We start from the raw sequence: 22379 nt of genomic DNA on the forward strand, positions 1-22379 counted from the left end.
CGCGCTCGCCCTGCCCCGGCATGATGAAGGTGCGGCCGATGTAGCGGTTCTTGACGAAGCCTTCGCGGAACGGCACGCCGAGCATTTCGGCGAGCGAACTGGCTGCCGTGCGTGCGGTGTCAGGAATCGGGATCACTGCATCGATGCCATGGTCGGGCCGCTCGCGCAGGATTTTCTCCGCCAGCTTCTGGCCCATGCGCAGGCGCGCCTTGTACACGGACACGTTCTCGATCATCGAATCGGGACGTGCCAGGTACACGTATTCGAAAATGCACGGCGCGTGCACCGCGCCTTCGGCGCACAGGCGGGTGTGCAGCTGGCCGTCGTTGGTGACGAACACCGCTTCGCCCGGCGCCACGTCGCGCAGGCGCTTGAAGCCGAGAATGTCCAGCGCCACCGATTCGGAAGCGAGCGCGTATTCGCGGCCTTCCGAGGTGATGCGTTCGCCCAGCACCAGCGGGCGGATGCCGTTCGGATCGCGGAATGCCAGCAAGCCGTAGCCCAGCAACAACGCCAGACAGGCATAGCCGCCGCGCGCACGCGCGTGCACGCCGGCTACCGCTTTGAAAATGTGATCCGGCGTCAATGCCATCCGATCCTGGATCTGCAGCTCGTGCGCCAACACGTTGAGCAGCACTTCGGAATCGGAATCGGTATTGATGTGGCGGCGGTCGTCCTCGAACATCTCGCGCCGCAGCGTTTCGGTGTTCACCAGGTTGCCGTTGTGCACGATGGCAATGCCGTAGGGCGAATTCACGTACAGCGGCTGCGCCTCGGTGGCGCCCTCGGAACCCGCCGTGGGATAACGGCAATGCCCGATGCCCACGCGGCCGCGCAGCCGGTTCATGGCGGACTGGTTGAAGACGTCGCGCACCAAGCCGTTGTCCTTGTGCAACCTGAGGCGCGCACCGTCCACGGTGGCGATACCGGCCGCATCCTGTCCGCGATGTTGCAGGACGGTAAGGCCGTCATAAAGCGCCGATGCCACTTCAGTGGTACCGACGATGCCGATGAGTCCGCACATGGTGTTGCTACCCGTTAGTGTGATGCGTGGTGCCGGCCGCGCTCGAAGCGGCAGCCGGTGAAGTGGAGCTGTGCGCCGGGAATCCCTTCGGCAACACATTGGGCAGGTGCGCCGGGAAATTTTCCGGACGCAAGTGCTGGCGTACGTTCGGCGGCATGTCGCTTTCCAGCCACGTCGCCAGGCTGTTGAACTGCGGCAGCAGGGTCGATTGCTGCCACATCGGCTCGCGCGCGAAACCGGTCTGGTTGACCAGGAACACGATCAGCGTCACCAGCAGCACGCCGCGCGCAAAGCCAAAAACCATTCCAAGCAGGCGATCCGTGCCGCCCAAACCCGTGCTGTCCACCAGCGCGCGTATGGCAAACCGCACCAGGGCGCCAAGAATCAGCACGGCGACGAAACACAACCCGTAACCAATAAGTACACGCAAAATCGGCGTCTGGACCGAGTGCTCGAAGTGCGCCGATACCGCCGGGCCGTACGTCCATGCCACCCAGAACGCCGCGATCCACGTCGCCAGCGCCAGCACCTCGGATATGAGGCCGCGCCACAAGCCTACAAGGACCGACAGCACCAATACCGCGATGATGATGAGGTCAACCGCGTTCATGTAATAAATCGCTACCGGTCGGAGGGCGTGAGTTTAGTTGGCGCTGACCACGTTGCCGTCGAGGCCCAGCTTGGCCTTGATCTGGTCGCGCAGGGCCACCGCGTCGCTACGCTGGGTCTGCGGACCGGCGCGCACGCGCCACAGCTGGCGGCCACCGGCGTTCACGCTGTCGACGAAACCGTCGAAACCGTTGGCGCGCAACTTGTCGCGCAGGGCCAGCGCATCGGCCTGGCTGCCCATGGCCGCTACCTGTACTGCCCAGGCGCCGGCACGCACCGGCGCACCGGCCGGTGGTGCCGGCACATCGCCCTGCGGAGTGGTGGCGCCGCTTTCCAGGCGGGCCGGCACGCTGGGAATGGCCTGGGTGATCTTGAGGCGGGCGGCCTCGGCCTGGGCACGGGTCTCGAACGGGCCGGCGCTGACCAGGGTCAGCGTCTTGCCGGCGCGCTGGATGGGTTGGTTGCGAACCGGGTAACCCATGGCGCGCACCTTCTGCGTCAGCCGGTTGGCCGCTTCGCTGCTGCTGTAGGCGCTGAGGTTGACGGCATAAATGCCGCGCGCCGCGGTGGCCGGCGGGGTATCGGGAATGACAGGGGTAGCAGGCGCGGGAGCCGGCGCGGCCGGGCGACTCGGCGCAGCAGCGGTCTTCGGTGGTATCGCCGGAATCACCGGTTGCGACGGTTGCGACGGTTGCGGCGCGGCTTGCGGCTGCGGCGCTGGCGGTGCCGCGTTGGCGGCGGTCGTGTTCACCGGCGTCATGCCTTCCACGTTCGCCGCCGTGCTGGCCGGCGCCGGCATGCTGCTGCCTGCGGAAGCCGGGCCGGACAGGCTCATCGTCTTGGTCTGCAGGTCGCGATCGGGCGCGGGGGGAATGGCCAGGCTGACCGATTGGTCGGTGCTGGCGGTCGAGGGCGGCTTGCTCGAAAACATCATCGGCACGAACAGGATGGCCAGCGCAACGAGTACGGCAGCTCCCAACAGGCGTGTGTTCAAGACGGACTCCAGACAACCAGCTTGTGCGTGACGCGGCGGATTATACCTGCCCGTGCTCGGTTACATGACAAACGGATGGCGATCGGTGCGCATGCCAACGACCTTGCTTGAACATCGTCACCCCGGCAAGCCGGGCTCAGTATCTTTGAGAAGCTAAAAGTCGCTGGGCCCCGGCTTTCGCCGGGGTGACGATTCAATGTTTAGCGGCGCAGCGACGCGTCAGTTGCCGGCTTCGGCCAGCACCGCCGACGCCACGAAGAACGAACCGAACGCAAGAATGCGCTCCCCGCGCCGTGCAGCGGCACGCGCAGCGGCGAGCGCCTGATGCACATTGTTATGCATGGCGAAATTCGCGCGCGGCAACACTTGGCGCAGCACGCCGGCCAGCACCGACGCGGAAAGTCCGCGCGGCGTGTCTTCGTCCAGGCTTGCCAGATGCCAGTGCGCAATGCGCGAGCCCAACGCCGTCATCACACCGCCGACATCCTTATCCGCCAGCGCGCCATAGACGGCATGCACGCGGCCGCCGCGCTGCGCATCCAACCAGGCGGCCAATGCACGTGCCGCCTGCGGATTGTGGCCAACGTCGACGATCAGCGCTGGATCGCCACCTAGTGACTGCAAGCGCGCCGGCGCACGCGGAAAGTGCATGCCAAGTGCCGCGATGCGTTCCAGTTCCACCGGATTGACCGCTTGCACGGCATGCAGGGCAGCGATGGCCGCCGCGGCGTTCGCGTATTGCACGGGCGCGGCCAATTCCGGTGCCGGCAGCTTCAGCACGGTGCCGTCGCGATGGTGCCAGCGCCAGCGGCTCGCCTCGCGCTCCACATAAAAGTCGTGCCCTGCCCGCTCGATATGCGCGCCCTGCTTGGCCAATGCCTCCAGCAAGCCCCGCGGCGGTTCGGTTTCGCCGACGATGGCGGGACGGTCGCGGCGTGCGATGCCAGCCTTTTCGCGCCCGATGCTGTCGCGGTCCGGTCCCAGCCATTCGACGTGATCCAGATCCACCGTGGTGATGATCACCGCATTCGCATCGATGATGTTGACGGCATCCAGCCGGCCGCCCAATCCCACTTCCAGCACGGCCACGTCCAGGTCGGCGCGTGCGAAAAGATCGAGCGCGGCCAGCGTGCCGAATTCGAAATACGTAAGGGTGATGTCGCCGCGCGCCAGCTCGATGCGCTCGAAGCTCTCGATCAGCATCGCGTCGTTGGCATCGATGCCGGCGATGCGAATTCGCTCGTTGTAGCGCAACAGGTGCGGCGAGGTGTAGCAGCCCACGCGCTGGCCCGCTGCGGCGAGCATGGCTTCCAGAAATGCCGCCGTGGAGCCTTTGCCGTTGGTGCCACCGACGGTGATCACCCGCTGCGCTATCGCCGGCGCGCCCATGCGTTGCCACACGGCGCGCACCCGATCCAACCCCATGTCTATGCCCAATGCATGGACGTGTTGCTGGTAATCCAGCCATTCGGCCAGAGTGGTGGGTCTCGTGCTGGGCTTCACGCGCGGCTCCTGTTCCAAGCCCGCGAACATAAACGCAGCGAAGCCCTTGCACAATCCTTTGTTGCAGCCGCCGCGTGTCAGAAAAGGTGCATGCCGCTTGCGTGGAACACCCAGTACATGGCGAACGCGGTCCAGAACATGCGCTTCAGCGCCTTGCCGGCGAGGAACGCCGCCAACAGGGCCAACAACCAGGGCATATATTTGTCGAGTGTGCTGCGTGTGTCGTTGATGGTGTTCATGACGTGTCCTCCCGCACCCCGTTTGGTGCGGGAGGAATCATCTGCCCAAGCCCATGGTGGCGGCAGGCGCAGGCGTCATTTGTCGCATCTGACAACCGTCATGTGCCCTTGTCCAGCAACGGCTTCAACAGATCCAGCGGCAGCGGAAACACGATGGTGCTGGACTGCCCGCTGCTGGACATGTTCGCCAGCGTCTGCAGATAGCGCAGCTGCAAAGCCTGTGGCTGCTGCGCCAGCATGGCCGCGGCATCGCGCAGCTTTTCGGCAGCCTGCAATTCGCCCTCGGCGTGGATCACCTTGGCGCGGCGTTCGCGCTCGGCCTCGGCCTGGCGCGCGATGGCACGCACCATGGTGTCGTTGATGTCCACGTCCTTGATCTCGACGTTGGTGATCTTGATGCCCCACGGATCGGTCGCCTCGTCGAGAATCTGCTGCAGGCTGTGGTTGATCGAATCGCGCTGCGAAAGGATGTCATCCAGATCGTGCTGGCCCAGCACCGAACGCAGGCGCGTCTGCGAGAGCTGGCTGGTGGCCTGGTAGAAGCTCTCCACTTGCAGCACCGACTTGTCCGGCTCCACCACGCGGAAGTAGACCACCGCGTTCACGCGCACGGAAACGTTGTCGCGGGAAATCACATCCTGCGGCGGCACGTCCATTACCGTCACGCGCAGGTCCACGCGCATCATCCGTTGCACCAGCGGGACCAGCACTACCAGGCCCGGCCCCTTGGTACCGGTGTAACGGCCCAGCGTCAGCACCACGCCGCGCTGGTATTCCGGCAATACCTTGATCGACGACGATAGCAGCGCAATCACGAAAATCACGATGACGCCCACAAAACCGATCATGAAGATTCTCCTTTGCCCAATCCCGATGCAGCCACTTGCAGCAGCAAGCCCTGACGACCGATCACCCGTACCCGCGCGCCGGCGGGAAGCGGTACATCGCTATGCACGCGCCAACGCTCGCCGCCGATGCGCGCCCAGCTTTCGCCGCCTGCGGCGACGGCCTGCAGCAATTCGCCTGTGTTCTGCAGCATCTGTTCCTCGCCGTTGAAGGCGCGTGCGCGGCGTGCGCGCATCACCAGGCGCAGCAGCATGGCCAGGATCACCATGGCGCAACAGGCAATACCGGCGATCACGCCCAAGTTCACCGCGTAACCCGGTACACCGGAGCGAAACAACATGATCGAGCCGAGCACGAATGCGATCACGCCACCGATGCCCAGCACGCCCGCCGTGGGCAGGAACACTTCCGCCAGCAGCAACGCGACGCCGAGTGCCATCAGCGCCAATCCCGCATAGTTCACCGGCAGCAGTTGCAACGCGTACAGGCCAATCAGCAAGCAGATGCCGCCGGTCACCCCCGGATAGAACGAACCGGGATGGAACGCTTCCAGAATCAATCCATAGATGCCGGCCAGCAGCAAGATGTAGGCAATGGTGGGATGCGTGATGATGCCGAGAAAACGCGCGCGCCAATTGGGCAAGTAGTCGCGCACCGGCAGGCCGCGCAAAGCGAGCGTGACGGTGCCCCCATCCACTCGCACTGTGCGGCCGTCGGCCTGCGCGAGCAGCGCCTCGGTATCGGGCGCGATGAAATCGGCCACATGTTGCGCAACCGCTTCATTGGCGGTGAGCGTGGCGGCGCCGCGCACGGCCTGCTCCGCCCACACGGCGTTGCGCCCGTGCATCTGCGCGAGTGCGCGGATATCGGCGATCGCGTCGTTGAGAACCTTGTGGCTTTCGGCGTCGTCCGCGTGGTTGCCGGCCTTGTCGCTCGACTTGCTCGACGACGGTGTGTTGTTGAGCGGCGGCGGCATCGGCGAGCCGCCACCCAAATCCACCGGCGTAGCGGCGCCAAGATGCGTGGCGGGTGCCATCGCCGCGATGGGGCAGGCATACAGAATGTAGGTACCGGCCGAGGCGGCACGCGCACCGCTGGGCGCCACGTAGCCTAGTACCGGAATCTTCGCCGCCAGAATGCTGTTGATGATGTCGTGCATGGATTCCAGCAAGCCGCCCGGCGTATCCATCTGCAGCACGATCGCTTTGGCGCCGTCGTGGATGGCGCGCTGGATGGTGTTGCCGACGTATTCGGCTGCGGCCGGGCCGATCGGGCCGTTCAATTCGATGCGTGCGACGAAACCGTCAGCGCCGGGCGCTTCCTTGGCCGTGCGCGTCCATGCCAGCGCCAACGCGGCGCCAAGAATGGCTCCCCACACGATCCAGCCTTTCCGTGACATGGCATGGGCCCTCGGCCGGCATGTTCAACGCGTCGCCGTCGTGCGTGGCGGCTTCGGAAAGGATATTACGCTGATACGTTTGGTGATGCGTGCGACGCGATGCATAGCCCCTCTCCCAATGGGAGAGGGGAGCAAGCGATCACTTGCCCACGTAATCCACCCGCCAGATCGAATCCGACCCGTCATCCGTCACCAGCAACGAACCATCCGGCGCCGTCGCAAGACTCACCGGACGTCCCCACACGCGCCCATCCGGCAACACGAAACCGGTGAGGAAATCCTCGTACTCGCCACTCGCCTTGCCGGTGTGATGGCGCGGAATGCGGATCACTTCATAACCCACGCGCGTGGCCTTGTTCCACGAACCGTGCTCGGCGGCAAACACATCGCCCCGGTATTCGGCGGGAAAATGGTTCGCTTCGTAGAACGTGATCTGCAGCGACGCGTTATGCGGCTGCAGCAGCACGTCGGGTGTGATCACCTTGTCTTTCAATTCCGGGTGCTTGCCTTCGTGGCGCGGGTCCTGATGGCCGCCCATGTACCACCACGGCCAACCGTAGAAACCGCCTTCGCGCACGGAGGTGATGTAGTCCGGCACCAGGTTGTCGCCCAGGCCGTCGCGTTCGTTGACGGTGGTCCACAGTTGCCCGTTCTTCGGGTCGATCGCGATGCCGGACGGATTGCGGATGCCCGAGGCATAGACGCGCTTGTTGGATCCATCTGGATTGAACGCAAGGATATTCGCGCGCTCGTGCTCCGCCGGCGTGGTGTCGGGATCATCAATGTTCGATGCCGACCCCACCGCTACGAACATCGTCTTGTTGTCGAGCGAAAAAGCGATGTCGCGCGTCCAATGGCCGCCGCTCGGCAGGTCGGCGATGTGCTCGGCAGGTCCGCGTGCCTTCAAATCGCCGTTGCGGTACGGAAAACGAATCACCGCATCGGTGTTGCCGACGTATATCCACTGCGGGTTCGGCCCTACCGGATAAAACGCAATGCCGTATGGCTTTTTCAGGCCGGTAGCGAACACCGCCGTTTGCGCCGGCTTTCCATCCGCGGTGATGCCGCGATAGATGCGGATCTGCCCGTTGCCGCTTTCGGCCAGGAACATGTCGCCGTTCGGCGCCTGGCGAATCACGCGCGGCGTGTGCAGGCCTTCGGCAAACAGATTCACTTTGAAACCGGCCGGCGCCTTCGGCAGCACGCCGTCGGGACGCGCCACCACTTCCGGTCCGTTGCCGGCGGAATGGGTGGCATACGGCGCTGGCAGGTCGTTCACGGTGATCTTGCGTGAGTGGCCGGGAGCTTCGTAACGGAAGTCGGTAAACGGCGGCGTGGGAGGTGGCGTATTGATCGGCGATTGCACCGCCGCCGGCTCCACCGCCGCGGTGGTCACGGTCGGCAGCGTTTTCACGTACGTCACGATCTGCCAGCGCTGCTGCTCGGACAAGCTGGACCACGCAGGCATGCCGTTAGCCGGCGAACCCTTGGTGATGAACCAGAACAACGCGCCTTCCGTCGCCTGTTGCGCAGGCCCTTGCCGCAACGCGGGGATATTGCCGCTGCCCTGCCCCGTGCCGCCATGGCAGCTGGCGCAATAGTTGCCGTACAACTGCCCGCCAGCATGCGCGGCAGCGGCCTGGCCGTGATACGGATTGGCTACGGACGAGGCAGCGGCCGGTGCGTCGTGGAAATTCTCGGCGGCATGCGTCGTCGCCGTGGCGAGGCAACCAGCAAGAGCCAACGGTACTGCGCGGAATGCTGCCGACGACACCCAAGAATGCTTCGCCATGAGCTGCTGCCTCTGATCGCAAGAACCAAGTTTGGCTTGCGTGCTCCCCTATCGAACGGGCGCAAGCCGCGTCAATTGTCGGACCATTGTCGTCGCAGAGAGGTGCACGATGCTACGGGAAACCTGCCAAATCCCATGACCGTGCCATCAGTCATGCATGTTGCGCACGGCATCAACGAAGCCGGCCATGGGACTACGCTTCCGAATCGTCGTCCGGTTCCACGTCGATTTCACGGAAATAGTGATCGATCAGGTTGCGCGCTTGTGCTTCCCATTGCGCGCCATCGCCGGCGCTATGGTGCTGCGGATCTTCCGGGAAATAAATCATGCCGCCGCGCGTGCCGCCGTGGTTTTCGTGCATGAACTTGATGCCGCGGTATTCGCCGAACTGCTGGTCGGAACTCATGCGTGCCTTGCCGGTTGTGCGTCAGGTGGCAAGTGTAACGAACGCGGCGGCGGTCAGCGCGCCAGGGTGACGCTGGGCGCCATCGGCCGGCGGTCAGAAACTGACACGCTGAGTACGCCGAGCGCGATGCCGATCAACGCCAGTGCAAGACCGGAAGGCACATCGGAGAGGAACCGAACCAGCTTGGCGACGCCATACCAGGAATGCGGATTGGTCGCGAACTCGCAGGCGCCGGGGCAAACGCCGTGAATCCATGCCATCACTGGCGGCTGGCGGGTCCAGTGCCCGTCGTGCAGCCACTGCAAGCCCTGAAAACCCAGCCATAACACCGACGCCATGTTCAGCATCACCGCGGCCAGCCACAGCATGAAGGAACAGCCTTCACGGGCCAGTACTTCCAGGCGCTTCGTTGTCATGGGCGTTCACCTGCGCATCGACGTTTGGATGCGAGGCATCATGCATAGGTCGTGCCTGTGCGTATTTGCGGCCGAATGCCGAGCATCAATATGTGACCCGGTATTCAAGCCGCGCCCCCGTGTCGCCGATATGCATTCAGGACCTCGCGCAACCGCGAGGCTTCGCACGCCACACCAGGGGAAACGGCCATGACCCTCTCGATAGTCGAAGAGCTGATGCTGCACAACCTTTCCTGTCCCCAATGCTGCGCCGGCGATCCATGCCTGGTCGCCGAACATATCGAAGACAGCTGGCCACGGCGCGTTGCGCTGGAAGCCGCGAGCAGCCTGCGCAGCATCACCATGCTGGAAGAACAGCACGTGCCTGCGCCCTGATCCCGAAAAAAATATCGGCCTGATATGACATGCTTTTGGCCTGTCGGGAAATCCCTGGCGCCGGGGTAGCCGCTCTATATTCATCGGACATCCACCCTTAACAGTCTTCCCAGACTGATGGCGTTGGCAGTGATATTCCGCTTCTCACTGCCGCGCCTCTTTTTTTGCCTGCAATCTGCGTAACCCCCAACGGCCGCCTTTCCCGCGCAAGCGCACGGCTGCGCGGGAAATATCGCCCGCATTTACGGCAATGCTTGATCGTTCGTCATCCCGGCGAATGCCCACTGGCGACGAATCGGTAGCGTTGGATTCCGGGCTCAGAATTCAAACGCGGCCGATGCCGTCGGCATGGGCCGATCGCCGGCCAATCGCTGCGCGACATCGTGCGACTTCTGCCAGGAATCATCCTGCCCCAGCGCCTGATAGACGCGCGCCTCCACCCACGCCGCGCGCCAATCGGTACGGCTCCAGGAAGACAGCCGCCCGCTGATCGCCACCGCCTGGTCCACCTGCCCCGCGGCCAGCAGCGCCAGCGCATAGGATTTGCCGGCGCTGACGATCACTTCCGGCACGCCGAGCTTGTCCGCCAGTTCCATCGCCTGCTTGAACTGCGCAAGGGCCTGGTCGTGCGCGCCATCGATCCACGCTTGCGCCGCCTGGGCGCGCAACACGTAGACATGCGTCCAATCGTTCTTCACCGGCAGCTGCGTTTCCCACGCCAGCATGGCGGCAATCTCATGCTTGGCCTGGTCGCTCCTGCCCACACGCTGCAGCGCTGAAATGCGCAACAGCCACGCTTCGGCGTAATCGCGCTGATCGTCTTCCTGCAACGCCGGCGTCAGCGCATCGGCGGCAAGCGCATCTGCGCGCTCGTTGTCGCCGCGATCCAGCGCCAGGCGCGCCAGGCATTTGTTGACTTCGGCACGCAGCCCCGGCTCCTTGGCCGCATCGGCCTCGTGCAGTACCTCCTGGAACAGCGCCGATGCTTCGCCGGTGCGCCCGTTGTCAGCCAGCGCGGCGGCCCGCACCATGGCCAACTCGTGACGCATGTCGTCGCTGATGAAACCGAAATCCTTGGCTTTTTCTTGCAACGGCCAGAAACGGTCGGTGGTAGCCAATTCATCCGGAAACTTCAGCAACATCTGCTGCGCATAAGCCAGCGCATCCAGGATGGATGGCAACATCGAGCGCATGCCCATGCCGACGAACTGATCGTATGCATGTTGCAGCAAGGTCACGGCGGCATCCGGCTGCGCGCGGCGCAAGGCAAGGCCGCCCATCGCCTGATCCGCCTTGGCTACGCCGACGAGATCGCCCGCCAGGTTGTAGTTGACGCGTGCGCGGCCCAGATCTGCGGTGGCCTCTTCCAATCGCCACAACTGCGTGTGGACATAGGAGCGCACCAGATACGCAGTTGCCAACGCCTCGAAGTCCTTCGGCCCGTGGGTACGACGTACGCCTTCAAGAATGCGCACGGCCTGTTCCAGCGCCGCTTCGCTCTCCGCAGTGCGGCGTTGATCCAGATAGAGCTGGCCAAGCACCGTAAGGATCTGCCCGCGCAATATGGGGTGCTGGCCGTCGGGCAGGCGTTTGAGCAAGGCCTCAAGCCGTTGCTCGCAGGTATCGTTGTGTCCTTCGTCGCAATCGATCGATGCCAAGGCGTAGGCGAGATCGGGCTTTTCGCGCAACGCCGGCGGCGCGTTTTCGAGCAGCTGTTTGGCCAGTTGCGGCTGGCCGGCCAGCCGCGTGGCATCGACCCGCTGCATGAATTCCTCCAGCGCATCGCCAGGCGCAGGCGCGGAAAGGCCGCCGCCATAACCCAGTTGCGCCAGCAGTTGATCGCTGGCTGCGCGTGTTGCCGCCAACACGTCGCTCGCGCTGGATTCGGCGGTCCAGCTGCGGCCGTCTTTGGCTTTGGCATGCAAGTGGATGTGCCAGCCATCGGCCGACAACTGCGCGCGCGGCTGGATCACCAGCGCAAAAGCGGAAAGCTTCGCGCCCGAGACACCGCCGTTCTCCTTGAGCAGCTCCAGCACTTCCTGGCTGCTTTCGGTCGGCACCCGCGCATCGCGCAGGCGATTGGCGAGCATGTCCATCATCCCCAGGTGCAGCCATCGCCAGTCATCCGGCGCCTGCACGTCGACCGGCAGCACTACCGCCGCGCTGAGATTGAATTGAAAACTGGCCTTGGCCGCCCGGCCGCTGAGCAACTGCCAGCCGCCATATGCCAAGCCCAGCAGCAGCGTGAGCGCCAACGCGGCACGCAGCGAGCGACGTAGTGCCGGCGGCGGTAGTGGCTGGGGAGTGTCGGGTTTGGCAGGCGTCGCGTCGTCAAGCACCGCCTCTTGGGCAGGTTCGGCCGATAGCTGCAGTACCTGGGTCTGGAGCATCCAGCGATAGCCCACGCGCGCCACCGTCCTGATGCAGCGCTGTTCGGCATCGCCGAGCGCGCGCCGCAAACGCACGATGGTTTGCGCAAGCAGGTTGTCGCTGACGTCGGCGCGGCCCCATACCGCGGAGATCAATTCATCCTTGCCGACCGGGCGCTCGCGATGCTCGACCAGATAGACCAGGCAGTCGAAAGCACTTGCGGCCAGTTCGACCGGCTCACCGTTACGGCTCAGCTCGCGCGCCAACGGATTGAGTTGGAATTCGCCGAAGCAAAAAACCATAGCCCCCTTTTCCGCCATACGCCTGTCTGCACCGACCCCATTTGGGGAAATGATACATGCCTGGTGACAAGCGCTGGCTGTGGCAGGTAAGGCAGTACGAGACGGCGGACCGAAGTCATTCGCCCGATAGCGCCCATTCGCGTGCCCGCGAAATGCCGATGGGAGAAAAAAGGCCGCCCGCGACGGTCGACATCATTCGATCAATGTGAGCCACGCGTAACGCCCCTGTTGCATGTCGTCATGGCTCACCAGGCGGTTATGGAAGCGCAGTTGCCGGACAGGGATCCCGTTGCCGTGCTGTCCAGCTTCAGCTCACAGGTCGCAAGCGAACCACCGAGGCCTTGCGCCGTCAGCGTATACGTCGTGGCGGAAGAATTGAGTATGTAGGTGAAATAGTTTGCCTGCGAGGGCACCCATCCCTTGTACGCAGCTTCAATGGCCCGGGTCGTGATGTTGCTGTGGGTGCCGTACACCAGATTGCGCTGCAACTCGTTTTCGAGATTGAGCGCCAGCGCGGTGAGATCGGCCTTGGCCGCCTGCACTTTCGCGCGAGTGATGTATGTGCCGTAGGCACTCACCGCGATCGAAGCCAGGATGGCGATGATCACCATCACCACCATCAACTCGGTCAAGGTAAAGCCGCGCGGCAAGCGTCTAGTGGTCATGAGGATTTCCCTTGCTTTGCGTGCGTTACATGAGCATCGCCGTGCGGCCCGCGCAACCCGGTTCCCGGCGGCAGCGCCCCGGGAACCGGCGATGCAAACCTGACGTGCATGAGTCCTTGCTGCGCTGTTTTTTTTCCATAGCGAATGGCATGCATTGGCGCGATCGGCTGGTGAAAATCGTAGGCCGGCATGACCCAGCAAGCCATGGCATTACGCAGCCCAATCTCTGTCACAGTGGGACACACGACACATTATTTTTCCCGTTATTTCCGCGGCAAATGCCGATGACCCCAAGTGACAGTTAATCGAGCCGCAAAGGCGATGGCCGTCACTCGCGCGTAAGGCGATCATGCGCGCCATATCGCGAGCGCGCTCAAGCGACATGGACATCGCACTGCGTTCGTCACGACTTTGGACAGTCATGCCGCCTGGTTGGAACACATGCACGAACCCCTTGCAGCCCATGCCGCCTTTCGCAGGCTGGCGGAGCTCCGCGCAATCTGCGACCGCGAATTGGCCGAGCTTTGCCAGCAATATCCCGAAATCAGCCTGGCTGTGGTCGCCACAGCCGATGCACGCCTCATCAGCATGCGTTCTTCCATCATCCACGATGGCAACCGCATTGCCGCCATGACCGGCGCGCTGCTTGGCTTGTGCGAATCGCTGGCGCGCGAGCTTGCCGGCGGCAGTTGCCAATCGACCGTGGTCTCGATGGAACAGTACACCTGCATCATCGTGCGCATCGCCGATCCGCGTCATCCGCTCGCGCTGGCGATCGGCGTGGGGCACAACATTCTTTTGGCCCTGTCGCGCCGCGTGGCGCTGGATCTGGCCACGCGCATTTCCTTGCATTTGCAGAACGTGGCGTAAGCACGCGCCACGCTTCTGCGCCGTCCTATTGATGGAACGAACGACATGACTCATTTCAGCCCCGCAATGTTGCGCACCATCGACGGCTACGTCGCCAGCGCCCTGGTCGACGAAAGCGGCATCGGCCTGGCGATGGCACGTCATCAGCTGAACGCGTTCGAGAAGACGCTCGACTTTTCCTGAGCGGAAACCAAACCCATGCACATCAAGCTCGGCACGGCAGGTCTTTCCGAAGCGCTGGAATTGCGCCTGTCGCTGGCGTGCGGACTGCTGGCCGCATCGCAGATCCACATTGAAATCCAGGATTGGCGCGGCAACGAAAGCGACCTCCTGATTGTCGATATCGATAGCGGCCATGGCCGCCTGGCTTACGAAATGGCCACGCGACGCAAGCTGCCGTTGATGGTGTTTCCGCGCAGCGGCGACAACGAAACGCCCTATACGTCCCGGCTCGATCGCGATGCACCGGCGGCGGCCATCGCACGCGCGCTGCAGGAAAAACTGCAGCCTGCATCGGAACCGAGCTCCGATGATGTGCAGGGCCTGCTCGGCATCTGCATTCGCGAGTCCGGCTGCAATCAGGATCTGTTGGTCAAGCGCGGCAACATCGGGATGATCCTGCGGCATGCGGCAGGCCGCATCCTTACGCGCTCGGTCAGCGATCTGCCGGCGCTGGAAGCGCGCTTGCTGGAAAACACCTGGCTGTGCATGGCGCGCCCGGCGAACGATCCGTATGCCAACGAGTGGCTGGTATCGCGCAGCCTGGAAAGTTTCCTGATCAAGGCATGCATGCGGCATCAGGCCAGCCTGCCTTCGCTCGGTGGCAAGCTGTATCGACTCACGCGCTGGCCGGACCTGGGCGGCGTCACGGAGAACGAGGAAGCGTTGCGCCTTTCCGCGCTGCTGCAACGTTCTGCGTGGTCGGCCGACACGTTGGCGCAACACACCGGCATCGCCACGGGCTGCATCAATGCGTTCCTCTGGGCGACGCTGGCCAGCGGTGCGCTCGCCTGCGCCGATGAGAGCGCGGTGGCCTTCATGGTCCAGCCGGCGCCAACCACCCTGTCTTCTTCCCTCCTTCAACGCGTCGCACGCCACTTCGGGCTGAAGCTCGGTTATTCGCATGCTTGATTCTGAAAAGACCATCAAACTCCTGTTCGTCGGCCCACTCGGCTCCGGCAAGACCACGGCCATTCGCGCCATTTCCGATACCCCTCCGGTGTCGTCGGAAGTGCCATGGATGGAGGCCAGGGCCGGTGAAAAAACCAGTACGACGGTTGCGCTCGACTACAGCACCATCCAGCTCAACCCCGACGAGACCTTGCACGTGTACGGCCTGCCGGGTCAGCAATACCTTGATTTCATGGGCCCGATCGTCGGCCCCGGCGCACTCGGCGCCGTGCTGCTGCTTGATGCTTCCTCGCAAACCCTGGCCCAGGATTGCCGCGCGGCAGTGGAGCAAGTGGCGCGTATCGATCCCAACCTCAGGTTCGTGATCGGCATCAGCAAGAGCGACATCACTCCCAGCTTTTCGATGGAAACGATGTACGCGCTTGCGCGTCGCATGAGTCTGTTCGTACCCATTTTTTGTATCGATCCGCGCGATCCTGCGCAGGTCAGGCAGTTGGTGAAGGCGTTGCTGTATGTGCTTTGAATCGGCAATTCGAGCCCTTCTGGCCGTCATTCCCGCGAAAGCAGGAATGATGGCCATCGGTACGAATGGAATTTTCATTCCAGCCTACGCCCCTCACTCCAACCCTTCCCCCAAAGAGAGGGAGCCGTTGTCGATCACGCCACCTGCACCAACCCACGCTCCAGCTTGTACGGCAACTTCGCCCGGTACTGGCTCGGCGACTCGCCCGTCCAACGCCGGAACGCACGCGTCAAATTGGCGGCATCCGAATAGCCGCGGCGGTTGGCGATCTCGTCGATCGTCATCGTCGTGTTCAACACGTCACGCAGCACTTCCTGCTTGCGCGCCTCGTCCACCAACTGGCGGAAGTTGAAGCCCAGGTGGCGCAGCTTGCGCTTCAGCGTGCGGCTGGACATGCACAAGGCTTGCGCCACTTCTTCCATGCCGAGGTAGGTGCCGTCTTCCAGCGGCAGCAGGCCCTTGATGCGTGCGATCAGGCAGTTGTTCTGGCCGAGCGAAATGCGCTCGCGCTCGCAATGCTGCTTCACCTGGTTCAGCACCAGCGTGTGCGCGGTGGGCAGCGGCAGGTCGAGGTAGGCGCTGGGCATGCGCACTTGGCACAGGCCGGTGGCGAAGCGCACTTTCGGCAGGCGCTCAGCGTAGGCGGCGAGGTAGGACGGCTCTTCGTCCTTGAACCACATCTCCACCTCGGGCAGCTCCTGCTGCGTCAGTTGCGCGGCGAGGCGCGCGGTCATGGTGGCCACGCGCTCCAGTCCGAAACTGCGCATGAGGGCACCGGGGGCCAGGTCCTGGATATTCAGCTCGGCCAGCCCGTCGTGTTCATGCAGGTAGATGCAGAAACCGGTGGTGCGCACGTCCAGGTAGCCGGTCCACAGGCGCAACGCATCGCGCAGGGTGCTGCAGCTCATCAGCCCCAATCCCAGGATGCCGTGCCAGGTCAAAGTGCAACGCAGGCCGAGCTCGAACCCGAGCCCTTTGTTGCCGGTCAAGCGCATGGCGTTTTCGCTCAAGGCGGCGTCTTGCTGTGTAGTGAGACGAAGATCGCCTTTCAGTTGGGCCGACCCGATGCCCGTCTCGGCCAGGGCCTGGTCCGCGCCGATACCCAACTGCTCCAGGTACTCAAGCAACCCAATCGCATACTCCGCCGAGACGTCGCCCCGGTACCACTCGTTCATCGTCCAACCCTCGTTATGTTCAATCGCCAGGGGCCGGCCGACCCAGCTTCGGCCTGTCGCCCTCGGCGGCGGGGTGGAATCATCGGGAGGGGTGTCATGTCACGCATGCGGTTTGCCTATGCGGACTATTCGTTTGTGATGACAAGCTTTTGGATCAACAGGTTAGGCGCGGCAAAGCCGTTGGATTTCAGGGTATCCATGGCGACCGGAACGAGGCGGAATGTGGCCTGTCATGCCTGGTGATGGTGGTGATGTGCTTGCCCGGACGCGTCAGGGGCGCGCGATCCGTCTGGACAAGTCTTGGCCCTGTGACGATTGCAGCGGACCTACATACATATGGCCCACCCAGCCCCCCGCGCTTAAACAATGGCCCATAAGCACAGCAATGTGTCCCACCGGACCCTGCGCTTCCGCCAGGCCGCCCCCTAGACTTTCCTTCAACCCAATCACCTCCCTGCATCCATTCCGCCTTGGGTTTCGCGGACTGCACGGCGGGATCGCAGGCGAGTTCCCGGCTCTGAGCACTGACGTGGCTTCTCCCCCGCAGAGCCTCCGGTTGGACTGGCGTGGCCGGCAGAGTGCGGTTTGACTTTGCCGGCCGCGTTTTCTTTAGGGAGCGCTCCACCATCTAGGCTGGGATTGAAACCCCACATTGCACGCATCGCGATTGTCACGTGTCTCGGCAGGCCGACCTCGAATAACAACCTTGCGCAGAGCCGGGCGCGGCATGACTCATTTGCAGAAGCTTGGCGGCGGTGATCGTACGCATGCGGCGAAGTGCGAGTTTCGCTGAAGGCATGTCGCCCTCTTCGCGCGCGCTACCTCAAACCAGTTTGGGAAGCCTTGCGACAATGAGGCCTTCCGCACCGCAACAGACACTTTTGTAATACCGAACGACAATTAAGATAAAGCGCCTTTTGCTATACGTCCGCTGCCAAAGACCAATGGGAGGAACGGCATGCATCATCGGCTTTTGAAATGGGTTTTGACCGGTTCGGTATGCGGATACGTGGCAGGCGCCATGGCCGCGGGCACGGATCATCGCACCTGGGTGGATACCTGGGCTGCCGCGCCGGATACCGCCGGCCCCGTCGTGAACGCGCAAACCGTGCGGCAGATCGTGCGCACCAGCGTGGGGGGCACGGAAGTGCGCATCCGCCTTTCCAACCTGTTCGGCAATGTGCCCATCACGCTTGGCCCCGCCCACATCGCGCTGCACGCCAGCGGTGCGGATACCGTGCCCGGCAGCGATCACGCCTTGCTGTTCAACGGCAAGCCCACGGTGACCATCGCCAAAGGCGAAAGCGTGCTGAGCGATCCGGTGAAGATGGAGGTGAAGCCGCTGCAGGAATTGGCGGTGAGCCTTTACGCGCCGGCCGATGCGCAATATCACGCATCGACCGCCCACAATGCAGGCCTCGCCACGGCATACATCACCGAGAGCGGCGATGCCACCGCTGCGACGCACTACCCGCGGGGTGAAGTAAGTGGCATGCGCTACTTTCTCACCGACGTGGAAGTCTCTGGCCCCGCCGCCAAATCCACCGTCGTCACCTTCGGCGACTCGATCACCGACGGTGTAGGTTCGACGGAAAACGCCAACACGCGCTGGCCCGATTACCTGGCGGAGCGACTGCAGGGCGATGCGAAGCTTTCATCGATCGGCGTGTCGAACGCGGGCATCGGCGGCAACCGCATCCTGCACGACAGCTACGGCCCCAGCGCCCTGTCCCGCTTCGATCGCGATGCATTGGACAAGCCGGGCGTGCGCTGGATCGTGTTGCTGGAAGGCATCAACGACATCGGCGGCTCGGGCTACGCGTGGGAAGCCAAGGACAAGGTCTCCGCGCAGCAGCTCATCGATGGCATGAAAACCTTGATCGCCCGTGCGCATGCCAGGCACGTGAAGATCTACGGCGCCACCTTGACGCCTTACGGCGGCAACGGTTGGCCTTACCACAGCGTTGCCGGTGAAAAGACGCGCGAGGAAGTGAATGACTGGATTCGCCACTCCGGCGCGTTCGATGGCGTAGCGGATTTCGACAAGGCCGTTCGCGATCCGTCCGCACCGCAAAGCATGCTGCCTGCGTACGACAGCGGCGATCATTTGCATCCGAGCAGTGCGGGTTACAAAGTGATGGCGCAGGCGATTGACTTGAAGTGGTTCAGCACGCCTTGAACATAAGGAACCGTGGCCCGGCTTTCGCCGGGGCCACGGTATCTGAGCCGTAGCCTTCGGGCCGGGACGAAATCCCCGCATCACCCAATCGAAGAAGCTGTGACGTAAGCCGCACACATCGGCTCATCAACCGCGTCACTTCACGGCACGCATGCATGCTGGGCTCGCCATGGCCGCATCCCTGTCATGCCAGGACGTCGCATCATCCTCCAAAAAACATTGACCCTATCTGACAGTTAATCGACCCAAGTTGCGATAGCCGTCCCGCTTCGCAACCGCGATGATGCTCCCGCATGCTGCAGTCGCCCGCGCACTGCCGGGCATCCATTCATCGCAACCCCAATGTTCAGGCGTGCCGGTTTTTCAGGGGAAAACCTGCACACGTCGCATCGGGAGGATCATCATGAAAGTCCATATCGGCCTCGCCGGTCTCCCCTATGACGTCGAACTGCGCTTCTGGCTTGCCTGCAAGCTCCTGATGTCTTCGTCCACACCGGTACAACTGCACAGGTGGGACGGAAAACCGTGCGACATTCTGGTTATCGACCTGGATAGCGAGCAAGGACAAGTCGCCTACGAAATGGCCATTCACGGCGATACGCGCGTGCTATTCCTGGGCAAGGAAATGCCCGCCGACCAGCCGGCAGGCAGGCGCATCGACAAGCACGCCACCGCATCGGCCATCGCCAAGACGCTGGAAAGCATGCTCCTGGCCGCACCGCGCCGCACCCGTCCCGCCGTCGACGGCCTGCTTGGCATCTGCCTGTTGCAAGGTGGAAACGGACATGAAGTACTGGCCAGCAACGGCAGGATTTCGGTCATCCTGCGCGATAACGACCGGCGCCTTTACGCCAGATCCAGGGAAGAACTGGATAGCGCCAAGCAACACCTGCTGGACGATGCATGGGCAAGCGTGCCGGTAACCGCGCCGTGCGCGCATCAATACGAAGGCCTGGCGTGCGAAACGCTGGACAGCTTCCTCATCGCCGCCTGCCTGCGCCATCGCGACAGCTTGTCGAGGATCGGCGACACCGCCTATCGGCTTGACGTGTGGCCGGATTTCATCGGCTTTCCGGACAACCGCGAGGCCGTGCGCCTGTCGTCCGCGCTTTACCGCAAAAGCTGGCGCGTGGCGGATCTCGCCGAACATTGCGGCGTCTCCGTGGCGGTTGCCAATGCCTTCTGCTGGGCGATGCGGGCAAGCGGTGCCTTGCGCCTGGACGACGGTACCGAATCGCCAGGCTGTATTTCGCCTTCGGCGAGCTCCGCCTGCATCGCCACGGGTTTTATACCCAAGCGCGGCGTGAATGTCTGATGATGGGCGGAAGCCGATTACGTGCGCTGTTTCAAATCCGCAGCATGCATTTGCGCTAACGTAAGCGACGCGCAAGCAAGCGCCGGCAAACACGCGTCATATCCATGCCGTCGCCATATATGTTGCCCTTGTGCCTGTTGTTCGATCGTCCTGTTTGCCACTCTTTTGCCAAGACGGTGACAGCCATGCCGCAGAACGCCAACCCCACCACGAACCAGGCTGCGGAAAAGCACGACATCCAGCGGCTGGGCGGCCTGATCAGGCAGCGCCAGCACCTGCAAGCCGAGGCGCTGGCACGCAAGCTGATCGACGCCGGCACATCGCAGGCTGGCGTATGGCAGGCGCTGGGTGCCGCATTGCATGGTCAAGGCCGTTTTGCCGACGCCGTGGAAGCACAACGTACGGCGGTATCGCTGTCGCCGTGGGATGCGGTCGGCCATTACGTGCTGGGCGAAAGCCTGATGGCGATGCAGCAAACCGGCCCCGCCGCGGAAAGCTATCACTGTGCACGTACCATCAAGCCGGATTTTGCCGACGCGCATTTCAAATGCGGCAACGCGCTGGCAGTGCAGAACCGCCTGGAGGAAGCGATCGAGGCATATGGCGATGCATTGAAGCTTCGACCTGATTTCCGCGAAGCGCACGCAAACCTCGGCTTCACCCTGATGAGTGCGCATCGCTACGTCGAGGCCGAATCGCATCTGCGCAATGCGCTCGAGGCACACCCCAACAGCGCACCGCTGCACAACGCGCTGGGCGTGGTGCTGTATGGGCAAACCCGCATGGCGGATGCGGCGGAAAGCTTTCGACGCGTCATCGCACTGTTGCCCAACGATGCCGACGCGCACGCCAACCTCGGCAACGCGCTGCGTGAACTTGGCGCGTTCGCCGATGCGCAAGCCAGCTATGCGCGCTCGATAGCACTCAACGGCCGATTTGCGCGGGCTTATTTCGATCTCGGCGGATTGTTTTACCTGCAGGAACGCTACGTGGAGGCCGAGCAGAACTACCGCCATGCGCTGGAACTGAAACCCGATTACGTGGAAGCCCGCAATAACCTCGGGCGCAGCATTCGCCGGCAAGGGCGACTGGATGAAGCGCGCAAACATTTCGAAGACGCCATGAAAATCGACGCGGACTCGGTCGAGGCATATTGCAACCTGGCCTCGTTGCGCACGTTCACGCCCGAAGACACCGAACCGAAGCGGCTGGAGCAACTCGCGCACAAACTCCCCACCCTGTCGGAAAACCTGCGCATCCGCTACTGGTTCTCGCTGGGCAAGATGCGCGAAGACCTCGGCCGTTACGACGAAGCCTTCCATGCCTATGCCGAGGGCAATCGCCTCAAGTACAAGCAGCTGGCGCCGGACGAAGCGGCCAAGATCGCGCTGATCGACAATGTGCGCGCCGTGTTCGACGAGCGCTTTTTTGCCAGCCGGGCCATTTCGGCCTCGAGCAGCAAATCGCCGATCTTCATCGTCGGCATGCCACGCTCCGGCACCTCGCTGATCGAGCAGATTCTGTCGACGCATCCAGACATTCACGGCGCCGGGGAATTGTCCGATCTGGAAAACATTCTGTTCGCCATCGCTAGCGAGGCCGGCAAACCGGGGGAAGCTTTTCCAGAGGTCGCATCCGGCCTGAGCGCGAAGGACCTGCTGCGACTGGGCGAGGCGTATACCGAGCGCGTGTGGCGGTTGGCTCCGCACGCCACCCGCATCACCGACAAGATGATGGCGAACTTCGCCTACATCGGCATGATTCGCTTGATGCTGCCCAACGCGAAAATCATCCACGCCATGCGCGACCCGATGGATTCGTGCTTCTCCTGCTACGCCACCCTGTTCCACAAGAACAATCTCGACTACACCTACGACCTGGGCGAAGTGGGACGCTATTACGTACGCTATATCGAATTGATGAAACACTGGCAGCGCGTGCTGCCGGCAGGCTCCATCCTTGAGCTGCGTTATGAAGACATGGTGGCCGATACCGAGAACCAGGCGCGCCGGTTGCTGGATTATCTGGGGCTGCCGTGGGATGCGCGCTGTTTGAATTTCCATGAGAACAAACGCGTGGTAAAGACGGCCAGCGCAGCACAGGTGCGGCGGCCGGTGTATCGCTCATCGGTGGCGCGGTGGAGGCATTTCGAGACGCACTTGCAGCCTTTGCTGGCTATCGTGCAGGACTATCGATAATCGTCGGCTGGGATGAAAATCCCAGCATCGCCATGCACATGAAAGCTG

Annotated in this window: 21 protein-coding genes; 8 read left to right on the forward strand and 13 right to left on the reverse strand. The window is 63.1% G+C overall.

Annotation, left to right across the window (positions count from 1 at the left end):
• From purF to V7M64_RS01195, 10 genes are all read right to left on the reverse strand, one after another.
• A partial coding sequence (gene purF, locus V7M64_RS01150; RefSeq protein WP_333676435.1) for an amidophosphoribosyltransferase occupies window positions 1-1024 on the reverse strand: 1024 nt, incomplete at its 3' end.
• Between the two features lie 7 nt (window positions 1025-1031).
• Entirely contained in the window at window positions 1032-1634 is a 603-nt protein-coding gene (locus V7M64_RS01155) for a CvpA family protein (protein WP_333676436.1), read from the reverse strand.
• A 33-nt stretch (window positions 1635-1667) separates the two neighbouring features.
• The gene (locus V7M64_RS01160) at window positions 1668-2627 is read right to left on the reverse strand and encodes an SPOR domain-containing protein (protein WP_333676437.1); all 960 of its coding nucleotides are present in this window, start codon (window positions 2625-2627) and stop codon (window positions 1668-1670) included.
• A gap of 219 nt (window positions 2628-2846) precedes the next feature.
• Window positions 2847-4130, reverse strand: coding sequence for a bifunctional tetrahydrofolate synthase/dihydrofolate synthase (gene folC, locus V7M64_RS01165; protein WP_333676438.1), 1284 nt, complete (start codon window positions 4128-4130; stop codon window positions 2847-2849).
• A gap of 77 nt (window positions 4131-4207) precedes the next feature.
• A complete protein-coding gene (locus tag V7M64_RS01170) occupies window positions 4208-4369 on the reverse strand; it encodes a hypothetical protein (protein WP_333676439.1) in 162 nt (53 codons plus the stop codon).
• 98 nt (window positions 4370-4467) lie between these two features.
• Window positions 4468-5217, reverse strand: coding sequence for a slipin family protein (locus tag V7M64_RS01175; RefSeq protein ID WP_333676440.1), 750 nt, complete (start codon window positions 5215-5217; stop codon window positions 4468-4470).
• A complete protein-coding gene (locus V7M64_RS01180) occupies window positions 5214-6614 on the reverse strand; it encodes a nodulation protein NfeD (RefSeq protein WP_333676441.1) in 1401 nt (466 codons plus the stop codon). The genes V7M64_RS01175 and V7M64_RS01180 overlap by 4 nt, the downstream gene beginning before the upstream one ends.
• Before the next feature lie 139 nt (window positions 6615-6753).
• Window positions 6754-8406: a PQQ-dependent sugar dehydrogenase gene (locus V7M64_RS01185; protein WP_333676442.1), complete on the reverse strand. Its 1653-nt coding sequence runs from the start codon at window positions 8404-8406 to the stop codon at window positions 6754-6756.
• 193 nt (window positions 8407-8599) lie between these two features.
• Window positions 8600-8812, reverse strand: a complete 213-nt coding sequence (locus V7M64_RS01190) for a hypothetical protein (protein WP_333676444.1) — start codon at window positions 8810-8812, stop codon at window positions 8600-8602.
• A 53-nt stretch (window positions 8813-8865) separates the two neighbouring features.
• Window positions 8866-9228: a hypothetical protein gene (locus V7M64_RS01195; protein WP_333676445.1), complete on the reverse strand. Its 363-nt coding sequence runs from the start codon at window positions 9226-9228 to the stop codon at window positions 8866-8868.
• Between the two features lie 189 nt (window positions 9229-9417).
• Here V7M64_RS01195 and V7M64_RS01200 point away from each other — a divergent pair, with 189 nt between their 5' ends.
• Entirely contained in the window at window positions 9418-9603 is a 186-nt protein-coding gene (locus V7M64_RS01200; protein WP_333676446.1) for a hypothetical protein, read from the forward strand.
• Window positions 9604-9920: 317 nt separating this feature from the next.
• Here V7M64_RS01200 and V7M64_RS01205 read toward each other — a convergent pair whose 3' ends face one another.
• A complete protein-coding gene (locus tag V7M64_RS01205) occupies window positions 9921-12275 on the reverse strand; it encodes a winged helix-turn-helix domain-containing protein (RefSeq protein WP_333676447.1) in 2355 nt (784 codons plus the stop codon).
• Window positions 12276-12520: 245 nt separating this feature from the next.
• Entirely contained in the window at window positions 12521-12940 is a 420-nt protein-coding gene (locus V7M64_RS01210; RefSeq protein WP_333676448.1) for a prepilin-type N-terminal cleavage/methylation domain-containing protein, read from the reverse strand.
• A gap of 441 nt (window positions 12941-13381) precedes the next feature.
• On the opposite strand from V7M64_RS01210, the gene V7M64_RS01215 reads away from it, so the two are divergent.
• Genes V7M64_RS01215 through V7M64_RS01230 form a run of 4 tightly spaced genes read left to right on the forward strand, consistent with a single transcriptional unit; the run spans window position 13382 to window position 15464 of the window.
• A complete protein-coding gene (locus V7M64_RS01215) occupies window positions 13382-13810 on the forward strand; it encodes a roadblock/LC7 domain-containing protein (RefSeq protein WP_333676450.1) in 429 nt (142 codons plus the stop codon).
• Window positions 13811-13855: 45 nt separating this feature from the next.
• On the forward strand, window positions 13856-13993 hold the full coding sequence (locus tag V7M64_RS01220) for a hypothetical protein (RefSeq protein WP_333676452.1): 138 nt from the start codon (window positions 13856-13858) through the stop codon (window positions 13991-13993).
• 15 nt (window positions 13994-14008) lie between these two features.
• On the forward strand, window positions 14009-14941 hold the full coding sequence (locus V7M64_RS01225; RefSeq protein ID WP_333676453.1) for a hypothetical protein: 933 nt from the start codon (window positions 14009-14011) through the stop codon (window positions 14939-14941).
• Window positions 14934-15464, forward strand: coding sequence for a GTPase (locus V7M64_RS01230; RefSeq protein WP_333676454.1), 531 nt, complete (start codon window positions 14934-14936; stop codon window positions 15462-15464). Before V7M64_RS01225 ends, V7M64_RS01230 begins: the two co-directional genes overlap by 8 nt.
• Before the next feature lie 134 nt (window positions 15465-15598).
• Here V7M64_RS01230 and V7M64_RS01235 read toward each other — a convergent pair whose 3' ends face one another.
• The gene (locus tag V7M64_RS01235) at window positions 15599-16639 is read right to left on the reverse strand and encodes an AraC family transcriptional regulator (protein ID WP_333676455.1); all 1041 of its coding nucleotides are present in this window, start codon (window positions 16637-16639) and stop codon (window positions 15599-15601) included.
• 958 nt (window positions 16640-17597) lie between these two features.
• Between V7M64_RS01235 and V7M64_RS01240 the strand changes: the two genes are divergently transcribed.
• The 3 genes from V7M64_RS01240 to V7M64_RS01250 all read left to right on the forward strand — a co-directional run bounded on the left by V7M64_RS01240 (window position 17598) and on the right by V7M64_RS01250 (window position 22331).
• A complete protein-coding gene (locus V7M64_RS01240; protein ID WP_333676456.1) occupies window positions 17598-18818 on the forward strand; it encodes an SGNH/GDSL hydrolase family protein in 1221 nt (406 codons plus the stop codon).
• Window positions 18819-19221: 403 nt separating this feature from the next.
• The gene (locus V7M64_RS01245) at window positions 19222-20133 is read left to right on the forward strand and encodes a hypothetical protein (protein WP_333676457.1); all 912 of its coding nucleotides are present in this window, start codon (window positions 19222-19224) and stop codon (window positions 20131-20133) included.
• Between the two features lie 104 nt (window positions 20134-20237).
• Window positions 20238-22331: a sulfotransferase gene (locus V7M64_RS01250; protein ID WP_333676458.1), complete on the forward strand. Its 2094-nt coding sequence runs from the start codon at window positions 20238-20240 to the stop codon at window positions 22329-22331.
• The last annotated feature ends 48 nt before the right edge of the window (window positions 22332-22379 follow it).

The sequence above is a fragment of the Dyella sp. genome, assembly GCF_036746095.1.
Lineage (GTDB): Bacteria > Pseudomonadota > Gammaproteobacteria > Xanthomonadales > Rhodanobacteraceae > Dyella_B.

What these genes read in the sequence shown, in the direction of transcription:
- V7M64_RS01190 (WP_333676444.1), bottom strand. Translation starts at nt 8,812, where the DNA reads ATGAGTTCCGACCAGCAGTTCGGCGAATACCGCGGCATCAAGTTCATG.
- V7M64_RS01215 (WP_333676450.1), top strand. Translation starts at nt 13,382, where the DNA reads ATGCACGAACCCCTTGCAGCCCATGCCGCCTTTCGCAGGCTGGCGGAG.
- V7M64_RS01245 (WP_333676457.1), top strand. Translation starts at nt 19,222, where the DNA reads ATGAAAGTCCATATCGGCCTCGCCGGTCTCCCCTATGACGTCGAACTG.
- V7M64_RS01175 (WP_333676440.1), bottom strand. Translation starts at nt 5,217, where the DNA reads ATGATCGGTTTTGTGGGCGTCATCGTGATTTTCGTGATTGCGCTGCTA.
- V7M64_RS01240 (WP_333676456.1), top strand. Translation starts at nt 17,598, where the DNA reads ATGCATCATCGGCTTTTGAAATGGGTTTTGACCGGTTCGGTATGCGGA.
- V7M64_RS01205 (WP_333676447.1), bottom strand. Translation starts at nt 12,275, where the DNA reads ATGGTTTTTTGCTTCGGCGAATTCCAACTCAATCCGTTGGCGCGCGAG.
- V7M64_RS01220 (WP_333676452.1), top strand. Translation starts at nt 13,856, where the DNA reads ATGACTCATTTCAGCCCCGCAATGTTGCGCACCATCGACGGCTACGTC.
- V7M64_RS01210 (WP_333676448.1), bottom strand. Translation starts at nt 12,940, where the DNA reads ATGACCACTAGACGCTTGCCGCGCGGCTTTACCTTGACCGAGTTGATG.
- V7M64_RS01225 (WP_333676453.1), top strand. Translation starts at nt 14,009, where the DNA reads ATGCACATCAAGCTCGGCACGGCAGGTCTTTCCGAAGCGCTGGAATTG.
- V7M64_RS01235 (WP_333676455.1), bottom strand. Translation starts at nt 16,639, where the DNA reads ATGAACGAGTGGTACCGGGGCGACGTCTCGGCGGAGTATGCGATTGGG.
- V7M64_RS01195 (WP_333676445.1), bottom strand. Translation starts at nt 9,228, where the DNA reads ATGACAACGAAGCGCCTGGAAGTACTGGCCCGTGAAGGCTGTTCCTTC.
- V7M64_RS01155 (WP_333676436.1), bottom strand. Translation starts at nt 1,634, where the DNA reads ATGAACGCGGTTGACCTCATCATCATCGCGGTATTGGTGCTGTCGGTC.
- V7M64_RS01170 (WP_333676439.1), bottom strand. Translation starts at nt 4,369, where the DNA reads ATGAACACCATCAACGACACACGCAGCACACTCGACAAATATATGCCC.
- V7M64_RS01230 (WP_333676454.1), top strand. Translation starts at nt 14,934, where the DNA reads ATGCTTGATTCTGAAAAGACCATCAAACTCCTGTTCGTCGGCCCACTC.
- V7M64_RS01250 (WP_333676458.1), top strand. Translation starts at nt 20,238, where the DNA reads ATGCCGTCGCCATATATGTTGCCCTTGTGCCTGTTGTTCGATCGTCCT.
- V7M64_RS01200 (WP_333676446.1), top strand. Translation starts at nt 9,418, where the DNA reads ATGACCCTCTCGATAGTCGAAGAGCTGATGCTGCACAACCTTTCCTGT.
- V7M64_RS01180 (WP_333676441.1), bottom strand. Translation starts at nt 6,614, where the DNA reads ATGTCACGGAAAGGCTGGATCGTGTGGGGAGCCATTCTTGGCGCCGCG.
- V7M64_RS01185 (WP_333676442.1), bottom strand. Translation starts at nt 8,406, where the DNA reads ATGGCGAAGCATTCTTGGGTGTCGTCGGCAGCATTCCGCGCAGTACCG.